The organism is Candidatus Cyanaurora vandensis, from assembly GCF_013285555.1.
GTDB lineage: Bacteria > Cyanobacteriota > Cyanobacteriia > Gloeobacterales > Anthocerotibacteraceae > Cyanaurora > Cyanaurora vandensis.
This window is the reverse complement of the sequence record NZ_JAAXLT010000110.1, coordinates 1-17,321: the sequence shown is the minus strand read 5'-3', so window position 1 is coordinate 17,321 and position 17,321 is coordinate 1. Positions and strand designations below refer to the sequence as shown.

Here is a 17,321-nt window from a genome sequence, read left to right as displayed (position 1 = left end):
GTCCCAATCCCCGCCACCACCGAGAGTAAAACCACCTGTACCTGTTGAAATAAACTCAACTCCACCCCAAAAAACTGAGCCAAGAACAAAACCGTAATCCCTTCATACAAAGCCGTCCCGTTCTGATTCGCCGTCGAACCCACAGTCAAGACAAAGTTAGTAATATCACGGTTAACTTTGAGTGTGTCGGCAGTGACGCGGATGGAAGTGGGCAAAGTTGCACTTGATGAACTCGTAGAAAACGCCGTGAGCATCACCTCGCGCAGGTCCTTAAAAAACTGTACCGGGTCACGCTTGGCCCCATAACGCACAATCAAGCCATAGGTGATAAATTGATGGATCGCTAGGGCCGCAAGGACGACTAGGACATATTTCAGTAACAAGCCAATCGTGGCAAAACCCAAGAGCGTTGCCGTCTTAAAGATCAGGCCCGCCACCCCAAAAGGGGCCAAGTTCATCGCGAAATCAATAATTTTCATAATGACGGCATAAACGCCTTGGAGGACCTGTTTCAAAGGCTCCACCTGGACCGGATCACTCAAAGCCATCGCCACCCCAAAGACCACCGCAAAAAACATGACCGCCAGTAGCCCGCCGCCTTGGTAACTGCTGTTAAACACCCCAGCGGCATCGGCTAGGGGATTCTCAGGGACCAAGAGGAGCAGGGATTGGAGTGCGGACTTAGCTTCACTGGCATTGGTGACAATCTTGGAAATATCTTTATTACCCGTCAAAGAAGTCAGTAAATCCGCACGGACGCTCTCAGGAATCCCCGCTCCCGGCTGAAACAAGTTCACGAGCACGATCCCCGTCAGGACCCCCACCCCCGTGATGACCAGCGTAAATAGCAAGGTTTTCGTACCAATCCGCCCAATCTTCCGCACATCGCCTAGATCAGCAATCCCGAGAATAATCGCGGTGAAAACCAGGGGGACCACGACCATCTTGACAAACCTTAAAAATAAATCCCCCACCGGCGAGGCGATATTATCCACCACCCACTGCACCCGCGCATCCCCCGGCAGGAAAATCTCACAGAGTAAGCCCAGGATAAGCCCGACCGCGAGACCGATAAATATTTTAGTGTGCAGAGGTAAGCGATTCATTACAGAGACAGGATAGGAAAGTATACTATACCCCTCCTACCACCCCCAGGTCCCTGGTGCGCCCTTAAACGGTCCCACAATCGCCTCAGTAATCCAACCCCCATAAAAATCCCCTGGTTGAGATTGGACACGTTCGGTGTCTACATAGGCTTCTACCTTGCTCGGATAAAAAGCCAAGTACCCCGTAATGCCCTGGAAAGCCGGACTGGGAGCCAGATAGGCCCAAGCGATATTGCGAATTTGCGTATTACCTAGGTCTAGATCGTAATACTGCGCTACCCCTTTCCATTCACAACCCGTGCGCTGCGGATTTAGTTGCAGATAGCCTAGCTGCACATCCTCGGGCGGGAAATAATACACCGGCGGATGACTCGTCTCCAAAACGCGCTGCGTCTGGGTAGAACTCGCAATCACAACCCCCTGCACCATGACTTTTAAATTGTGGGGTGAGGATTCGAGACGGGGCGGACGAGGGTAGTCCCAGACGGATTCTTGACCGGGACCAGGGGTAATTTTTAGCATGGGACCACTCAGCTACCATTCCCATTTTCCCTCATCTCGCTTTCCGTAAAGGACCCTAAATAAAAGCTACGCACTTCCCTTGATAGTAAGGATCCAAATTATTTTATAAATTTGAACTGACGCAAAGGGGGGAGCCGACCATGCAGATCAAAACAAGTACCTATCGGTTTGCAGTTGAGTCGTTTGATACGGAATCGATTGTCAAGTTGGAATCATTTTATAACTCCCTCTCTAACTTAGAAATGCAGGGTCTCTTTGCGCCCTTGACTCCGGCAGAGTTGGCAGAACTGGACGACGATGAGGATAGCGAGCATTAAAAAAACCCAGGTTGCCCTGGGTTACATTATCTAGGTAGTTGGGTCCTCTTCAGTCTCAACCGGCACTGAGGGCGCGAACTGCCGCTCTAGCTCCATCCGTTGCTCAACCCGCCGTAAAAAATAACCCGTCATCATCGCTGAGGCCAATAACCCCGCCAGATTATCGCGGTTAGTCGTGATCTCGACGCCGAAGTGTTCGCTGGGTAACCCTCCCAAAAGCCCTTGGACATTCATACTCACCATCTGTTGCACGTCGGTGGAGACGGTCTGGGCAATCTTCGCGAGATCCTCGGGGGATTGCTGGTAGAGGTAACGTCGCAGACCGTTGGTGCCTTGCGGCTTGGCTGCTTCCGAAGAAAGGTCAAAAGGTAGCATGGCTGTTCCTCCGTTGCCGTTGCACTACTTGAGTGCGGTCTTGTCAATCCGTCTTAGTGTAAGTATAACAGTTCAGTGCAGGAAGTGGCGCGTTCCGGTCATAACCATCGTCAAGCCGAGTTCATCACAGGCGGCAATCGAGTCGGAGTCCCGTTTAGAGCCGCCCGGTTGGATCAGCGCTTGTACGCCATGCCTAGCCGCCAGCCGCACGGTGTCATCAAACGGAAAAAAACCATCACTCGCCAGGACCGCACCCTGGGCTTGGCTCCCCGCCTGAGCGAGGGCGAGTTGGGCTGAACCGACCCGGTTCGTCTGGCCCACCCCAATGCCCAGGGTCTGCTGGTCGCGCGTCAGGACAATGGCGTTGGATTTCACCTGTTGCACGACTTCCCAGGCAAAACTCAGCCCACGCCACTCGTCCGGGGTGGGTCGGCGTTGGGTCACAACTTGCCACATCGCGGGGTCATCGGGCTGGGTCGCCGTCGCTTGGACCAAAAGACCACCACTGATGGCTTTGAAGTCCAGAGGCGGAGCAGTCGTCAAGTCGGGTAGAGCCAACAGGCGTAACTGGGGTTTGCGCTGGAGGATAGCCAGGGCTTCGGGGCTGAAGTCTGGGGCGAGGACGCACTCCAAGAAGGTTTGCACCAACTGTTGGGCGGTGGCTTCGTCCACGGGCTGGGAGAGGCCGACAATTCCCCCAAAAGCCGAGACACTATCGGCGGTATAGGCACGGTGGTAAGCAGCGGCGAGGGTTATGCCCAGAGCCACGCCGCAGGGGTTGGTGTGTTTGATGATGACGGCACAGGGCAGGGGGGCAAAACGGGCAACGAGGCGGCGGGCGGCTTCGAGGTCCACTAAATTGTTGAAGCTGAGTTCTTTGCCCTGGAGGATGCGGGCGGTGGTGAAACCCACCGCCTCTTGACGGTACCAAGTCGCTGGCTGATGGGGATTCTCGCCATAGCGGAGGGGCTGATGTCGGGTCAGGTGGAGGTTCAAGGTCTCCGGTAGACGGCCCTCCCCGGCGAACCACTGGGCAATGGTCTGGTCATAGCTGCTGGTATAGGCGAAAGCTTGCTGGGCCAGGGTCCGTCGGTAGCTCTCCGTCAAACCTTGGGTCAAATGCTGGCTGAAGTCGGGGTACTGGTCCGGGTGAGTCAGGACGCTTACCTGAGTGAAGTTCTTGGCGGCGGCCCGAATTAGCGCAACCCCGCCGATATCAATTTGTTCGATGGCCTCTGATTCGGTCACCTCTGGTTGTGCAATCGTTTGGGCAAAGGGGTACAGATTGACAACAACGACGGCAATCGGGCTAATCCCGGCCTGTTCCAGTTCCGTCCGCTGGTCCAATCGCGCCAAGATCCCGCCATGAATCCGGGGATGTAAAGTCTTCACTCGACCCCCCAAAATCTCGGGCGACCCCGTGTAGTCCGCGACCTCCGTGACCGTAAAACCCTGCTGCTGTAAATAATGGGCCGTCCCTCCACTCGCCAACAGGTCCAATCCTGCCGCCACCAACGGACCCGCCAACGCCTCTAAACCCGTCTTATCCGCCACGCTCAACAGTGCAAACATTGTCATGTCCAGTTTTTTCCAGCTTAGCCCCACCCCGTCTTCTCAAAAAGTCCCCCTAAAGCCCTGGCTCGAAGCTGTCTCCGCGCTATGAGTATGGGATTGGCTCCGTAGTGGAGACGGTTCAAGTCTTGGGGTTCAGAGTGGAGCCAGTCCAGACCCACCAACCTTGATTGACCTATCTTTTTAGGGGGATCTGGGGATCGCTTGGCTAATGCATCATTCCAAAATGGACGTTATCCAGCACTAAAATGCCTCTCCCCAACTGATAGGGTTTGGATCATCTGGCATCTTGCCGTATCCAGATGGAAGGGTAGGACTATATATTCCGTTCACGTTAAGTTTCATGGTGATAGCTCAATGTAAGCATTTGTCTAAAGCTGAGTGCTGAGCGTAGTTCACCAGCCATAGCGCAGGGCTTCTAACAGGGCACGGGCTTTAGTGAGGGTTTCTTCATATTCCAAAGCGGGGATGGAGTCGGCAACGATACCCGCGCCCGCTTGGACGGTGAGTTGACCTTTAGACAGAACCATCGTGCGGATCGTGATAGCGGTGTTGAGTTGACCGTCGAAACTGTAGTAACCGTAGGCCCCGCTGTAGGGACCGCGCCCACTGGGTTCGAGTTCGCGGATGATCTCCATCGCTCGAATTTTAGGGGCACCACTCACCGTCCCCGCCGGAAAACAGGCTTTTAACAAATCCCAGGCGGTGCACTCTGGGGTCAACTCCCCGGTCACATTGCTGACCAAGTGCATCACATGGGAATACCGCTCCACGCTGAGCAGTTCATTGGTCTGGACAGTGCCCCAACAACAGACCCGGCCTAGGTCATTGCGGCCTAGGTCCACGAGCATGATGTGTTCCGCCCGTTCCTTGGGGTCCTGGAGTAAGTCTTCAGCGAGTGCAATATCCTCGGCGGGGTCCTGTCCCCGGCGGCGCGTCCCGGCAATGGGGCGCACAGTGGCGAGTTTCGTGGTCCCGACTTGCTCTAGTTTCACCATGATCTCGGGACTAGAGCCAATCAACTGGAAATCGCCAAAGTTGAAATAGGCCATGTAGGGCGAGGGGTTGATGACCCGGAGTGAACGATAGAGGGTGAAGGGGTCCTGGTGGTAAGGCACCCCCAACCGTTGCGAGAGGACGACTTGAAAAATATCCCCCGCCCGGATGTATTCCTGAGCCGTGCGGACGGCCTGCTCAAAGTCTGCTTGGGTAAAGTTACTGGTGGGCGTGGGCAATTCCCGTCTCGCCCGCCAATCCAGCACAGGCCAGGGTTCACTGAGCGGGGCTTGCAGACGGGCAAGCAGAGCATCCAGTTGATGTTGGCCCTTAGCGTAAACCGTAGCGGGGTCGCCGGTGCGGGTATCCACCCAGACCACCGCCCAGATCTTGCGTTTCACTTGGTCAAAAACTAAAAGTTGGTCTACCTGCATCCACATCCCATCCGGCAATTCCGTGGGGTGGACCGGGACGCGCTCCTCAATCCAGGGCATCAACTCATACCCCCAATACCCAAACAAGCCCCCCAACGCCGGCGGCAACTCGGGTCTGAGAACGGGCTGATACTCCGTGAGACAATCCGTCAAAATCTGCCAGGGGTCGCCCTCGTGGGTGCGGATTTCGCCGTGGCGGTAACACTGTTCGCTCACCGCACCCCGACTCGTCAGCGTCCAAAGCGGGTCTGCCCCCAGAAAACTATACCGCCCCAACCGTTCACCGCCCTCAATGGACTCCAGCAAAAAACTGTAGGGACGACCCTGACAAACCCGGACCCAACTCGAAACCGGGGTCTCTAAATCTGCCAACAGTTCCCGGTAGAGCGGGATGAAGTTACCTTGTTCACTAAGGGCACAAAACTGGGTGAATTCATCCATGGGGTCATTTTGCCACAAGTCTAGTAGCCGAAATCAAACAGAGGGTGTCACTAATTGCTAGCCGTAAAGATAGGCTTTTTGACCGTTGAACTTTAGCATGAAGACAGACCTTAACTAAACTGACCATGAACATTGCTCACCGCCTCCAGATCATCCCGCCCTATCTATTTGCTGAGATTGACCGCAAGCGTGATGAGGCCATTGCGCGCGGGGTGGACATCATCAATATGGGGATTGGGGACCCGGACAAACCGACCCCGGCGCCGGTCTTGGCGGCAATGCACCGGGCGGTGGACGACGCCAGTACCCACAATTACCCGCCCTACGCGGGGACCAAGTCCTACCGGGCGGCGGCTCTAGCTTGGTTTGAACGGCGTTTTGGGGCGGGGGGGCTGGATGTAGAGCGCGAGATTATTGCCTCCATCGGCTCCAAAGAAGCCATCCACAATACCTGTCTGGCCTTCGTGGACCCAGGGGATATTGTCCTGTATGCCGATCCGGGCTATCCCGTCTACCGGACTTCGACACTTTTTGCCGGTGGTGAACCCTACGCTCTACCGCTCTTGGCGGAGAACCATTTTCTGCCTGACCTCACTAAAATCCCCGCCCAAGTCGCCCAAAAAGCCAAACTACTCTGGGTCGGCTATCCCAATAACCCCACCGGGGCCTTGGCGGACCTAGGGTTTTTCGAGGAGTTGGTGGCCTTTGGCAAGCGGCATGACATCTTAATCTGTCATGACCATGCCTATTCCGAGATGGCCTACGACGGGTACAAACCCCCCAGCATCCTCGAAATTCCAGGGGCACGGGAGACGGCGTTAGAGTTCCATTCGCTCTCCAAGTCCTACAACATGACGGGTTGGCGCGTCGGGTTTGTCGTCGGGGCGGCGCAGGGGGTCGGGGCCTTGGGGCGCATCAAGAGCAATGTGGACTCTGGGGTTTTCAAGGCCATCCAGGCGGCGGCAATCGAAGCGTTTGCAACTACTGAAGACCAACTCCAGACCTTGATGGGGGTCTACCAACAACGGCGCGACCGGGTGATTGCGGGCTTGCAGGGGTTGGGCTGGCCCATCACTGCCCCCAAAGCCACGCTCTATGTCTGGGCACCCATCCCGCCTAACTACCAGACTTCGGCTGATTTTGTCACCGCACTCTTGGACCAGTGCGGGATTATTGTCGCTCCGGGTAACGGCTACGGGACCTACGGGGAGGGTTATTTCCGCATTGCCCTGACGGTGGAGGATGACCGCATTGAAGAAGCCATCCGGCGTATGGACCAAGCTGGACTCCGGTACGACCCAGCCTAATGGGTAGCACAGGGGGGATGACTGTTATCCCCCCGCGCCGCAGTTCAATGAACTATGATCTACTTAACACAACGTTATAATTCGCGTCGCCTAGAGTCATCTGGGTGTGCCATTCCCACCATGACCACCGCCTCGCCCCTACCGCCCGCTGCGGCCCTAGATGTAGCCCAAGGGTTTCTACAACTTTTCCAGACCCAAGTGCAGGTGCGCTACGAAACCCCTTTACCCATCGGTGAGGGCTGTCTCTTTGTCGTGGGTAACCACCGCAGCTTCTTGGATGCGCCACTTTTAATGGGGGCCTTGGGCCAGCCCGTTCATATCGTCTGTCATTACTACCTCAGCCAAGTGCCCTTGATCAACGAATTGATTCAGCAACTGGGGGGTGTCCATCTGGGTCAGGGCGGGCAGGGCTGGGGGCAACTTTTTCGGCAAACCAGTCAATACTTGCAGCAAGGCGAACACATGGCGATTTTCCCGGAGGGCGCAGCGCGGATCACGCGGCTGGGATTGGCGGACCAACCCAGCGAGTTCAGCCGGGGCTTTGTCCATCTGGCCTTGCGGAGTGCGGTGACGGAATTGCCCTTGGTCCCGGTGGCGATTGTCTCGCGGCGAGAACAGAGCGGGCCGCTATTTCCCTTATCGCTATTACAACTCTTTGATAACCGCGAACCGACTTTCCAACGCCCGGGCTGGCATCCCTACGTCCTCTATGAGCGCGTCCTCTTGATGGTGGGCCGCCCCCGGCGTCTGACCGCTAGTGAACAATACGGCTATCGTCACGGGAATGCCCGCCAGATTACGGCCCAGCTAACCGAGGAATTCCAGACGCAGACCCGGATTTTGACGGCACGGGGGTACCAGGAGCGGTGGTGAAATCGGTGCGGCCTGTCCTGATTTACCTACCCGGTCTGGATGGGACGGGCAAGCTTTTTTATCAACAGGAAGCCAACCTCGCGCCCTACTGTGAAGTCCGGGTTTTGGCGGTGCCTCTGGATGACCGCCGGGATTGGCCCGAGTTGACCCAGCAGGTCCTAGACCTACTGCCGGGACCCGAACAGCCCGTAATTCTCTGTGGGGAGTCCTTCGGGGGCTGTATCGCGTTGCTCGCGGCCCTCGCTTGGCCGGGACGCTTCCGACATTTGGTCTTGATTAACCCGGCGACTTCTTGGCGACGGCAGACGCTACTCCAGCAGGGAGCCCAGGGGTTGAGTATCTTACCAGCGTTTACATTCCGGTTCGCGGCGTTATTTTTCATGCCTTTTTTAGTAACGGTCAGCCGGATGAAACGGGAGGACCGCCGGGTTCTGTTGGCAATCCTGCGCTTAGTCCCGGCGGAGACGATTATCCACCGCCTCAAACTCTTGGATAGTCTGAATGTAGACGATGAATTACACCGCCTGACCCTACCCGTGTTATTGGTGGCGGGAGCGGCGGACCGCTTGTTACCTTCCTTAGCCGAGGTCAAGCATTTGGCTGAGTTGATGCCCGATGCCCGGATTGAGGTGTTGCCCTACAGTGGACACGCCGTTTTGATTGAGAGCGAGATGGACTTGGCGCGACTATTATTGCAGTACGACTTTTTGATGAGGACCGAATGACCACGCCACCCAAACCCCCACTGGACCTACCCTGTACTGATCCCGATACCCGCGATATGCTGCAACGGATCATGAAGGATTTGCCGCCCAAACCAACCCCGCCCAAACCCTAGATTCAAAGTGTTTTCAACCTTAATAGATAGACGGTCACGCCCAGGGCAACAACCAACAGACCAAGGCTAATCCAGAGTTCAGTGAGGGTGGCGGCGTAACCGATGCCCAGCCACATCAACCCAATCGCCAGGACTTTGGAACGTACCGTCATGCCCTGCTTTTCTTGAAAATCGCGGATGAAAGGCCCGAAGAGCCGATGGCCCACCAACCAGCCGTAGAGACGGTCGGAACTGCGAAAGTAACAAGCCGCCGCCAAGAGTAAGAACGGGGTGGTCGGCAGGAGCGGGATAAAAATTCCCAGCACAGCGAGGGCGACACAGAGGCTGCCCAGACTGAGGAGGGTCCACTTTTTGAGGGTTTCCATCTATGACCAGTACTTTTGGAGGAGGGGGGCGAGTTTCGTCCGGGTGGCGGCGGGGACATTTTCAGGACGGGTGAAGAGGCTGTCTTTCAGCGCGGAGTGGGCAGCACAGACCGGCAGAGTCTGACCGAGGCGAGGGATAAGGGTCTTAAGGATGTGTTGGGCGGTGGTGACATTGCGGTTGAGGTAGTCAATCACTTGCTCCACCGTGACCGCCGCCCGGTCCGGGTGCCAGCAGTCGTAATCCGTGACAAAGGCCAGAGTGCAGTAAGCCATTTCAGCTTCCCGGCAGAGTTTAGCTTCTGTGGCATTGGTCATACCGATAATAGCCATGCCCCAACTGCGGTAAACCCGCGACTCGGCATAACTGGAGAAGGCGGGGCCTTCCATACAGAGATAGGTCCCAGCGGGATGGACCCGTGCCGCGCCGAGGTCAAATTCTGCACAAACCCCAGTCGCCAAGTCTACGAGTTCAGGGGCCACCGGGTGGGCCAGACTGACATGGGCCACTAAGCCCTCCCCGAAGAAAGTCGCAGCGCGGTGGCGGGTCCAATCGAAGAACTGGTCGGGTAGGACGATATCCATGGGCCGGTAGGTCTCCTGGAGGGACCCGACAGCGGCGATGGAGATGACGTACTCTACCCCCAGGGTTTTGAGGGCATAGATATTGGCCCGGTAGGGGACCTCACTGGGTAAAAGCCGGTGGTGGCGACCGTGACGGGGTAAAAAAACCACGTCCACCCCCTCTACCCGCCCAGTCATCAAGGTATCCGAGGGTTCACCGAAGGGCGTAGGGACCTGAATTTCTTGGCAGTCCGTCAACCCGCTCATCTGATAGAGGCCGCTCCCCCCTATCACAGCAATTTTGACCGGGTGCATACTGTCCTTGAGGAATTTTTTCGATTTTATCCCACTGCCCCGCCCTTAGCCCCCTACCCTCGGGCGACAGAGCCGGCTGGCAACGCAGGTAAAAGTTAATCCATCTCAACAATCCAGTAAACTCAATGGAATTCTGGCTGGAGACCGGGGATGACCTTACGCCGTTCCATGACTTTCATTGATGGGGCCGCGCTGATTGTCGGGACCACGATTGGCTCAGGGATTTTTGCCAGTCCCGGTAAGGTCCTGGGGTCCGTGGGATCGGTGGGGCTTGCCATGTTGGTCTGGGTGGTGGCGGGGCTATTATCCCTGGCGGGTGCCCTTTGTTATGCCGAGTTGGGGGCGGCCTTGCCGGTGTCGGGCGGGGAGTATGTTTATTTAAGGAAGGGCTTGGACCGCTCCTTGGGGTTCATGTTCACCTGGACCAATTTCTTTGTGTTGAAGAGTGGTTCCCAGGCAATTATCAGTATTGTTTTTGCCCGCTATTTGGGCAGTGTCCTGTTGGGACTAGACCCGCGCACCCCCAACCTAGATAGTGATTGGCGGTTGAAAGCAATTGCGATTACGACCCTACTAGTGTTGACTTTAATCAATTGTTTAGGGGTGCGCTGGGGGGCCTTGGTCCAGGTTATTTTCACGGGGTTGAAGTTACTGGCTTTGACGGGGATCATCATCTTGGGGCTTGGGGCTTTGGTTACAACTGGGGGAGCCGGATTCAACGACCCCTTCACCCCCTTTGCCGTGCCCCCAGCAGATTTCAACTTGGTGAGTGCCTTTGGTCTAGCGATGATCTCCGCACTCTGGGCCTACGACGGTTGGAACAATTTGAATTACGTCACTGAGGAACTACAAGCCCCCGAGAAAAATCTCCCCCGCGCCATTATCTCCGGCATTCTTGGCGTGATGGCAGTCTATATTTTGGCGAACTTGGCCTACCTAGCGGTCCTCAGTCCCCAACAGATTGTGACGTCTGGGGCGGTGGCGACGGAGTTTGCGGTGCGGGTCCTGGGTCCGGTGGGGGGGGTCTTAATTCCGCTTGCGGTGGCGGTTTCGACCTTTGGCTCGACGAACGGTTCGCTCTTGTCGGGAGCCAGGGTCCTCTATGCTTCGGCGCGGGATGGACAGTTCCCAGGATTTCTAAACCGTTTGAGTCCGCAGGGGGTGCCGGTACTGGCGTTGTTGGTCCAAGGGGTGTGGGCGGCGGCTTTGGTAATTCCTGGTAACTTTGGGACGCTGGTGGATTATTTTGGGTTTGCGGCTTGGGCTTTCTATGGACTCGCGGCGATTGCCTTGATGCGATTGCGGCAGGTGGCCCCGGACTTGCCCCGTCCCTATCAAGTCTGGCCCTACCCACTGATACCTTTAGTGTTCCTAGGCGTGTCGGGCTTCTTGGTGGTGAATCTGTTGCTTGAATCCCCGCTCCAATCCGGTCTAGCCTTAGGGTTTATGTTGCTAGCCCTACCCGTCTACTGGCTTTTCTTCAACCGTCCTACTCAAGCCGTCCCCCTCAATCCCCCTTAGCCATGCCCCATCCAAAGGATAGGGGGCTCTTTCGGCGGCAGCGAGGGTCCCAGAAAGTTCTGCCGGGTCTATTCCGTGAGGCTAGCTTTCCATGGTGAAGGCACAGGTGGGTAATGCCTAGGAAGGGCCTCTTAGGATAGAGAAGTAAGTAGGAGTGAATCCATGAAACTGTGGTTAGCAGTGGGCTTGGCGTTGACGTTAAGTGCGCCAGTCTGGGGTCAGGTCAGTGGTGCGGAGCAACAACAAGCCGTGTCTATCACCGTCTATAACTCGAATCTCGGCCTCGTGCGGGATGTGCGGACGCTCAAGCTCGCCAAGGGAGTCCAGGCCCTTAAATTTTCTGGGGTGGCCTCTAAAATTGACCCGGCTACGGTCTACCTCAAGTCCCTTACCAACCCGTCGGGCTTGAGCATTCTAGAGCAAAATTACGAGTATGACCTACTCTCCCCAGAGAAACTCCTGGATAAGTACGTCGGTAAAAAAGTCACGCTAGTCCTCAAACAAACCCAGGACAGCACGGATAAGTTTATCCCCACCGAGGCGACGTTACTTGCGAACAATGAGGGCCAAGTTTGGCAGATTGGGAGCCAGATTGTCACCAACCCGACGAACATTGCTGAAATTCGTTTCCCGCAACTCCCCGAGGGGTTAATTGCTAAGCCGACCTTGGTTTGGCAATTAGACAACAACAATAGTAACCCCCAGACGGTTGAAGTTTCCTATCTCACGGACGGCATTAGCTGGAAAGCTGACTACGTGCTAGTCCTCAACCCCGAGGAGACCCAAGCGGGGCTAAATAGCTGGGTCACGCTTGAGAACAACAGTGGTACAGAATACCGCAATGCTCAACTGCAACTAGTGGCGGGGGAGATCAATCGGGTCAACCTTGATAGTCAGCGGAGGATAGTACAGCAAGAGAACACTCAAACCACCTATGCTTCCGCTGCGCCTGCCTTCAAACAAGAAAATCTTTTTGAATATTACCTCTACACCCTCAGCCGTCCGACCACCCTCAAAAACGCTCAAACCAAGCAGATCAGTCTCCTTGAAGCTCAGGGTATTGAGGTGCGTAAACAGTTCATTCTCTTGGGTCAGCCTGGGTATTATCGAGATTACAATCAGCCCGGTGAACCAATCCGTGAAAAAATCGGGGTTTATATTGAGTTCACCAACAGCGAACAAAACAAGCTAGGTCAACCGCTCCCTGCCGGTATTTTTCGGCTCTACAAAGCTGATAGCAATGGCGGGCAACAATTCCTGGGGGAGGACCGCATCAACCACACACCGCGTAACGAAAACATCCAAGTGAAAGTAGGGGACGCTTTTGACGTGGTGGCGGAGCGTAAGCAGACGGATTACAAACGAATTGATGACAAGCAGACCGAATACGCCTACGAGATCAGTCTCCGCAACCGTAAAAAAGAAGCGATTACGGTGGTCGTCAATGAATTTATTAGCGGGGATTGGGCAGTCCTGGCCTCCTCTTTTCCTAGCCAAAAGACGACAGCGACGGCAGTTCGCTTCAATGTCCCGATTCAGCCCGATGGTACAGCGGTGCTTACCTATCGCGTGCGGGTGCGGTACTAGGCTCGTAGAGTCAAGCCCAACCGCGCAGACGATAGACCCAAAGCCCCAGCCATTCCTTGAGGGCCACGGTGGAATCAGCCAACGCCTCAGCCCTGGGCAGCCACTGAAAAATCCCATCCGGTTCGCCCCAGCCGGTCAGGTAATCCGTGGGAGCAGGGATGACCGTGAAACCCGCCCGTCGAAACACGGCAACCGCGCGGGGCATGTGATAAGCCGAAGTTACCAGAAGAATTTGCCCCCTGAAACCAGCTAGCTGCCGACGGGTGAACTGGGCATTTTCGTAAGTATTGCGCGACTGGTCCTCGACCCGAATTACCGTGCGGTCTAATCCCCATTCCACCAAGAGTTCCCGTGCCGCTCGGGCCTCGGGGACTTGCGCCGCCCCAAGAAACTCGATATTCCCGCCAGTAATGAGGACCCAGGGGGCTTTTTGGGCACGGTACAGGCGCAGGGCATGGAGCAGACGGTCACTCGCTTCCACCAGTTCGCCTTGACTGTGCCGGGAGCTAGGACTACGCATCGCCCCGCCTAAAACCACCATGCCCCCAGCGCGGGGAGCAGTGATAGGGTCCAGGGTAGGAAATTGATTTTCCAGAGAGCCAAGCAACGCCTGAGACACCACCGGGGTACTGAAAATAACCAGAATTGCGAGGGCCACCAACCCTAAGCCCCGTGCCAGCCGAGGAAACCGGAACCATAGCTGACTCAATGTCCAAAGCACAATACTCAGCCCTAGGGGGTAGAGGAGCAGGGACAAAATCTTACTTAGGTAGAGTGACACTGAGAAAATACGCTTGTTATGGATTCGCAACTGTGCATAAATCGGCGGGGTCGGGGTATCTAGAGACGTGGCCTTACTGAGGACCACAGGCCCTATGTCTATCTCTTAGCCTAACCTCCTATACCCTGCCGTCGCTCCCCGGACGGCAGGGTCCCCTCCGGGGCAGTAATCTAAGTCGGTAGAGAAGTTAAACTCAAGGTCGTGCGTATCGTCATTTGACCTTGGTCCTCTTTTCAGGAATTTTACCGATGAGCTTTGCCCCTTTGAATCTACACCCCGACCTGCTGCGCGGGGTTGAAGCCCTGGGGTTTAGCCAGCCCACGCCTATTCAGACCCAAGCTATCCCCCCGGCTCTAGCCGGTCACGACCTACTCGCTTCAGCGATGACGGGGACGGGTAAGACAGCAGCCTTCCTATTGCCCATCCTCCAGCGGTTGCTCCCCCAGTCCACAGGCACCACCCGCGCCTTGGTCCTGACCCCCACCCGTGAACTGGCGATCCAGATTGCTGAACAACTGAACCAACTCGCCCAATACACGCCCCTGCGCGGGGCAACGATCATTGGCGGGGTCGCGATGCCGCCCCAGGTACGGGCCTTCAACAGTGGGGTTGAAGTCCTCATCGCCACCCCCGGACGGCTCCTAGACCACTGCACCCAGCCCTATGCCAAGTTGACGGGCATTCAGGTGTTGGTCTTTGATGAGGCCGACCGGATGCTGGAGATGGGTTTTTTACCGAGTATCCGGCGGATTCTCAACCATCTCCCCCGCCAGCGTCAGACCCTCTTTTTCTCTGCAACGATGCCCAAGGCCATCCTGGGCTTGGCCCGTGAGATTCTCCATAACCCTTTGACAATTAACCAGGAGCAACCCGCCGCCCCCGCCACCGGGATCACCCAGCGGGTCTACACCGTGGCTCAGGACCATAAAGCTGCTTTCCTCGCCGCCCTCCTGACCCAAGAAGCGATTCCCCGCGCTATCGTCTTCACCCGGACTAAGCACCGCGCTGACCGCTTAAGTAGATCGCTCACGGCAGCGGGGATTGAGGGTCAACGCATCCATGGCAACCGCAGTCAGGCCCAGCGGACCCAGGCCCTAGAGGGTTTCAAGCGCGGCGAGTTCCGGGTCCTGGTGACGACGGATATTGCCGCCCGTGGGATTGATATTGAAGCTCTGGGTCATGTCATTAACTTCGATGTACCGGTGGCTGCCGCCGACTATATCCACCGGGTCGGACGCACCGCCCGTGCCGAACGAACCGGGGAGGCAATCACCCTAGTTGCCCCAGAGGAAGAAGATAAACTCAAAGCCATCGAACGGGCTTTAGGAAAACGACTCACGCGCCAAACGCTACCGGGCTTCAACAAGGCCACTATCACCGCCCAGCCCCTAGAGATTCCCCTGGGTGAACGACTCGCCGCCCACCGCACCGCCCAAGCCAGTGCCAGAGCCAAAACTGCCGCTAAAACCACCCGTACGAACCCAACTGCCACCCCGCCAGCCGCCGCCAGCCGCCGTGTTCGTCCCCGTACCGCTGCTAAAAAGACCCAGGGCCGCTAGTTTTAGGGACGGCTTGACGGGCTTTGGCCCCTTGGCGGGTGCCCCGGTATTGCATCTCGCGCTGGATTGCTTCGAGGACCTTGCGTTTGTCCTGGGACCACTCCGGCGCAATTAAAAGATGTTTGAGGCCGTCCCCAGTCAGACGGTGGATCTCGACTTCCCAGGGTAGGAGTTCGAGGGAGTCGCAGACCCAAGTGACGTAATCTTGCTGGGAGAACATCGGGATTTCGCCCCGGCGGTACTGCTGGGCCATGACGGAGCCCTTGAGGATGTGCAGGGAGTGAATTTTAATTCCCGTCACGCCCAAGTCCACGAGTTTTTGGACTGACTGCAACATCATCTGCGGAGTTTCGCCGGGTAGACCATGGATCAGATGCCCGCAAATATCCAGCCCCCGCGCCTGGGTCCGTTGCACCGCATCACTGTATTCCTCGACGGTGTGAGCGCGGTTGATGTAGTCCAAGGTGCTGTTATGGGCACTTTGTAGGCCGTATTCGACCCAGAGGTATTTCTGTTGGGCAATCTCCGCTAGTAGGTCTAGCACGGAGTCTGGGACCGCGTCGGGGCGAGTACCGATGGCGAGTCCCACTACATCTGGGTGGTCAAGAGCCACCTGATAAACTTCCCGCAACCGCTCCAGAGGTGCGTAGGTATTGGTGAAAGCTTGGTAGTAGGCGATGAATTTCTGGGCCTTACTACCAAAACGGTCCTGCCATTTCGCTATTCCGGTCGTCAGTTGTGCGGCTAAGGGCATGGTGGGCGGGGCAATCTGGGCCGAGGAACCGGAGGCATCACAGAACGTACAACCACCCCAAGCCCGGTTACCGTCCCGATTGGGGCAGTTAAACCCAGCGTCCAGGGTCACTTTGAAAATCTTCTGTCCGAAACGACGTTTGAGGGCTTCGCTGTGCTGGTTGTAGGGCAACATTATTTGGTTTCGGTGGGTGCGGGCCGGAAGTTATCACCCCCGCGCAGGTTGAGGACCTGGACGAGGGCGAGGTAGCCGACCGCAATGGCGATGGAGATGGCTCCCGTGAGGATGGCAACCCATTTGGGGCGGTCCATGGGTCTTCCTGAGCGATGTCTACAGGATAGCCTCTGGCTGAGGACGTTAAAATCGAGGGAGTGCCGGGATAGCCCATGGACAAGATAAGGCTGGGGATGGCTCTGTTGGCTCTGGGGGGCCTGGGGGTCACGGGGTATCTGACCTACGAAAAGCTGATTGTCGGGGCGACGGTGGCCTGTGGGGAGGGCGCAGGCTGTAATGTGGTCCTCGCGAGTCCCTACGCGAGTGTGTTGGGCTTGCCGTTGGCGGGATTCGGGTTTGGGCTCTATGCCGTCATCCTGGCGTTTGTCACGTGGCCTGGAGACGGGGGGGGCTGGCGGTGGCCTGGGCTGTGGGCTTTAACTACGATGGGTATAGTTTTCAGTGGTTATTTGATGAGCTTGTTGATATTTGAAATTAAAGCTTTTTGTCCCTATTGTTTGGCCTCAGCGTTATTTTTAACAACCCTGTGGCTGACCGTCCTCTTTACGCAGAAATGGTCCCGGAGTCAGGCTGGAACGAATTTAGGGCTAGGCGTGGCGGGACTGACGCTAGTGAGTAGTTTGCTTCTATATCAGATTCAGAAAAACACGGTACCGCCGCCACCCGCCGGGGGCTACTTCCTCAACGACCAGGGTACTTAATTTTTAGTAATAAACTGAAGGCGTAGTGGCAGGGGACAAACTGATGGCTTCAGCAAAGGTTGTGGGGCTCTTCCGTGTAAGAGGTGTATAATGGAGTAGTCGCAATCAGTTGAATCATGGACTTCACTGTCGAGACGCTCCTCACTCTTCCGGGTGTTATGG

General features: G+C 56.4%; 18 protein-coding genes. 8 read left to right on the top strand and 10 right to left on the bottom strand.

Annotated elements, in window-relative coordinates; genetic code table 11:
* Window positions 1–1,106: dicarboxylate/amino acid:cation symporter (locus tag HFM78_RS07825; RefSeq protein ID WP_287128874.1), on the bottom strand; the 1,106-nt coding region annotated here is incomplete at its 3' end.
* Window positions 1,107–1,142: 36 nt separating this feature from the next.
* On the bottom strand, window positions 1,143–1,628 hold the full coding sequence (locus HFM78_RS07820; protein WP_287128873.1) for a DUF427 domain-containing protein: 486 nt from the start codon (window positions 1,626–1,628) through the stop codon (window positions 1,143–1,145).
* 140 nt (window positions 1,629–1,768) lie between these two features.
* Here HFM78_RS07820 and HFM78_RS07815 point away from each other — a divergent pair, with 140 nt between their 5' ends.
* Window positions 1,769–1,945, top strand: a complete 177-nt coding sequence (locus tag HFM78_RS07815; protein WP_287128872.1) for a hypothetical protein — start codon at window positions 1,769–1,771, stop codon at window positions 1,943–1,945.
* Between the two features lie 30 nt (window positions 1,946–1,975).
* Here the strand turns inward: HFM78_RS07815 and HFM78_RS07810 are convergent, their stop codons facing one another.
* The 3 genes from HFM78_RS07810 to trpE form a co-directional block, all read right to left on the bottom strand.
* Window positions 1,976–2,320, bottom strand: coding sequence for a DUF760 domain-containing protein (locus HFM78_RS07810; protein ID WP_287128871.1), 345 nt, complete (start codon window positions 2,318–2,320; stop codon window positions 1,976–1,978).
* A 72-nt stretch (window positions 2,321–2,392) separates the two neighbouring features.
* Window positions 2,393–3,898: a bifunctional phosphoribosylaminoimidazolecarboxamide formyltransferase/IMP cyclohydrolase gene (gene purH / locus HFM78_RS07805; protein WP_287128870.1), complete on the bottom strand. Its 1,506-nt coding sequence runs from the start codon at window positions 3,896–3,898 to the stop codon at window positions 2,393–2,395.
* A 389-nt stretch (window positions 3,899–4,287) separates the two neighbouring features.
* Entirely contained in the window at window positions 4,288–5,763 is a 1,476-nt protein-coding gene (trpE, locus tag HFM78_RS07800) for an anthranilate synthase component I (RefSeq protein WP_287128869.1), read from the bottom strand.
* Between the two features lie 125 nt (window positions 5,764–5,888).
* Between trpE and HFM78_RS07795 the strand changes: the two genes are divergently transcribed.
* The 3 genes from HFM78_RS07795 to HFM78_RS07785 all read left to right on the top strand — a co-directional run bounded on the left by HFM78_RS07795 (window position 5,889) and on the right by HFM78_RS07785 (window position 8,668).
* Window positions 5,889–7,070, top strand: coding sequence for an LL-diaminopimelate aminotransferase (locus HFM78_RS07795; protein WP_287128868.1), 1,182 nt, complete (start codon window positions 5,889–5,891; stop codon window positions 7,068–7,070).
* A gap of 120 nt (window positions 7,071–7,190) precedes the next feature.
* Window positions 7,191–7,943 (top strand): 1-acyl-sn-glycerol-3-phosphate acyltransferase, encoded by a 753-nt coding sequence (locus tag HFM78_RS07790; protein ID WP_287128867.1) that lies wholly within the window; start codon window positions 7,191–7,193, stop codon window positions 7,941–7,943.
* Window positions 7,937–8,668: an alpha/beta fold hydrolase gene (locus HFM78_RS07785; RefSeq protein ID WP_287128866.1), complete on the top strand. Its 732-nt coding sequence runs from the start codon at window positions 7,937–7,939 to the stop codon at window positions 8,666–8,668. The genes HFM78_RS07790 and HFM78_RS07785 overlap by 7 nt, the downstream gene beginning before the upstream one ends.
* A gap of 115 nt (window positions 8,669–8,783) precedes the next feature.
* On the opposite strand, the gene HFM78_RS07780 is transcribed toward HFM78_RS07785, so the two are convergent.
* Complete coding sequence (locus HFM78_RS07780) at window positions 8,784–9,146, bottom strand: YbaN family protein (RefSeq protein ID WP_287128865.1); 363 nt, start codon at window positions 9,144–9,146, stop codon at window positions 8,784–8,786.
* Window positions 9,147–10,022, bottom strand: a complete 876-nt coding sequence (gene mtnP / locus HFM78_RS07775; protein ID WP_287128864.1) for an S-methyl-5'-thioadenosine phosphorylase — start codon at window positions 10,020–10,022, stop codon at window positions 9,147–9,149. It abuts the gene before it with no gap.
* A gap of 150 nt (window positions 10,023–10,172) precedes the next feature.
* On the opposite strand from mtnP, the gene HFM78_RS07770 reads away from it, so the two are divergent.
* A complete protein-coding gene (locus HFM78_RS07770) occupies window positions 10,173–11,543 on the top strand; it encodes an amino acid permease (protein WP_287128863.1) in 1,371 nt (456 codons plus the stop codon).
* Window positions 11,544–11,705: 162 nt separating this feature from the next.
* The gene (locus HFM78_RS07765) at window positions 11,706–13,130 is read left to right on the top strand and encodes a DUF4139 domain-containing protein (protein WP_287128862.1); all 1,425 of its coding nucleotides are present in this window, start codon (window positions 11,706–11,708) and stop codon (window positions 13,128–13,130) included.
* 10 nt (window positions 13,131–13,140) lie between these two features.
* On the opposite strand, the gene HFM78_RS07760 is transcribed toward HFM78_RS07765, so the two are convergent.
* Entirely contained in the window at window positions 13,141–13,998 is an 858-nt protein-coding gene (locus tag HFM78_RS07760) for a YdcF family protein (RefSeq protein WP_287128861.1), read from the bottom strand.
* Window positions 13,999–14,159: 161 nt separating this feature from the next.
* Between HFM78_RS07760 and HFM78_RS07755 the strand changes: the two genes are divergently transcribed.
* Entirely contained in the window at window positions 14,160–15,470 is a 1,311-nt protein-coding gene (locus HFM78_RS07755) for a DEAD/DEAH box helicase (RefSeq protein ID WP_287128860.1), read from the top strand.
* Here the strand turns inward: HFM78_RS07755 and HFM78_RS07750 are convergent.
* Together HFM78_RS07750 and HFM78_RS07745 are read right to left on the bottom strand one after the other, a co-directional pair.
* A complete protein-coding gene (locus HFM78_RS07750) occupies window positions 15,448–16,398 on the bottom strand; it encodes a TIGR01212 family radical SAM protein (RefSeq protein WP_287128859.1) in 951 nt (316 codons plus the stop codon). The two genes, HFM78_RS07755 and HFM78_RS07750, sit on opposite strands and share 23 nt — an antisense overlap.
* Window positions 16,398–16,535, bottom strand: coding sequence for a hypothetical protein (locus tag HFM78_RS07745; protein WP_287128858.1), 138 nt, complete (start codon window positions 16,533–16,535; stop codon window positions 16,398–16,400). Before HFM78_RS07745 ends, HFM78_RS07750 begins: the two co-directional genes overlap by 1 nt.
* 75 nt (window positions 16,536–16,610) lie before the next feature.
* Here HFM78_RS07745 and HFM78_RS07740 point away from each other — a divergent pair, with 75 nt between their 5' ends.
* Entirely contained in the window at window positions 16,611–17,159 is a 549-nt protein-coding gene (locus tag HFM78_RS07740; RefSeq protein WP_287128857.1) for a vitamin K epoxide reductase family protein, read from the top strand.
* Window positions 17,160–17,321: the final 162 nt, after the last annotated feature.

Coding starts and splice junctions, on each gene's coding strand:
- HFM78_RS07810 (WP_287128871.1), bottom strand. CDS start 2,320: ATGCTACCTTTTGACCTTTCTTCGGAAGCAGCCAAGCCGCAAGGCACC.
- HFM78_RS07795 (WP_287128868.1), top strand. CDS start 5,889: ATGAACATTGCTCACCGCCTCCAGATCATCCCGCCCTATCTATTTGCT.
- HFM78_RS07740 (WP_287128857.1), top strand. CDS start 16,611: ATGGACAAGATAAGGCTGGGGATGGCTCTGTTGGCTCTGGGGGGCCTG.
- HFM78_RS07780 (WP_287128865.1), bottom strand. CDS start 9,146: ATGGAAACCCTCAAAAAGTGGACCCTCCTCAGTCTGGGCAGCCTCTGT.
- HFM78_RS07790 (WP_287128867.1), top strand. CDS start 7,191: ATGACCACCGCCTCGCCCCTACCGCCCGCTGCGGCCCTAGATGTAGCC.
- HFM78_RS07765 (WP_287128862.1), top strand. CDS start 11,706: ATGAAACTGTGGTTAGCAGTGGGCTTGGCGTTGACGTTAAGTGCGCCA.
- HFM78_RS07755 (WP_287128860.1), top strand. CDS start 14,160: ATGAGCTTTGCCCCTTTGAATCTACACCCCGACCTGCTGCGCGGGGTT.
- mtnP (WP_287128864.1), bottom strand. CDS start 10,022: ATGCACCCGGTCAAAATTGCTGTGATAGGGGGGAGCGGCCTCTATCAG.
- HFM78_RS07745 (WP_287128858.1), bottom strand. CDS start 16,535: ATGGACCGCCCCAAATGGGTTGCCATCCTCACGGGAGCCATCTCCATC.
- HFM78_RS07815 (WP_287128872.1), top strand. CDS start 1,769: ATGCAGATCAAAACAAGTACCTATCGGTTTGCAGTTGAGTCGTTTGAT.
- HFM78_RS07820 (WP_287128873.1), bottom strand. CDS start 1,628: ATGCTAAAAATTACCCCTGGTCCCGGTCAAGAATCCGTCTGGGACTAC.
- trpE (WP_287128869.1), bottom strand. CDS start 5,763: ATGGATGAATTCACCCAGTTTTGTGCCCTTAGTGAACAAGGTAACTTC.
- HFM78_RS07750 (WP_287128859.1), bottom strand. CDS start 16,398: ATGTTGCCCTACAACCAGCACAGCGAAGCCCTCAAACGTCGTTTCGGA.
- HFM78_RS07770 (WP_287128863.1), top strand. CDS start 10,173: ATGACCTTACGCCGTTCCATGACTTTCATTGATGGGGCCGCGCTGATT.
- purH (WP_287128870.1), bottom strand. CDS start 3,898: ATGACAATGTTTGCACTGTTGAGCGTGGCGGATAAGACGGGTTTAGAG.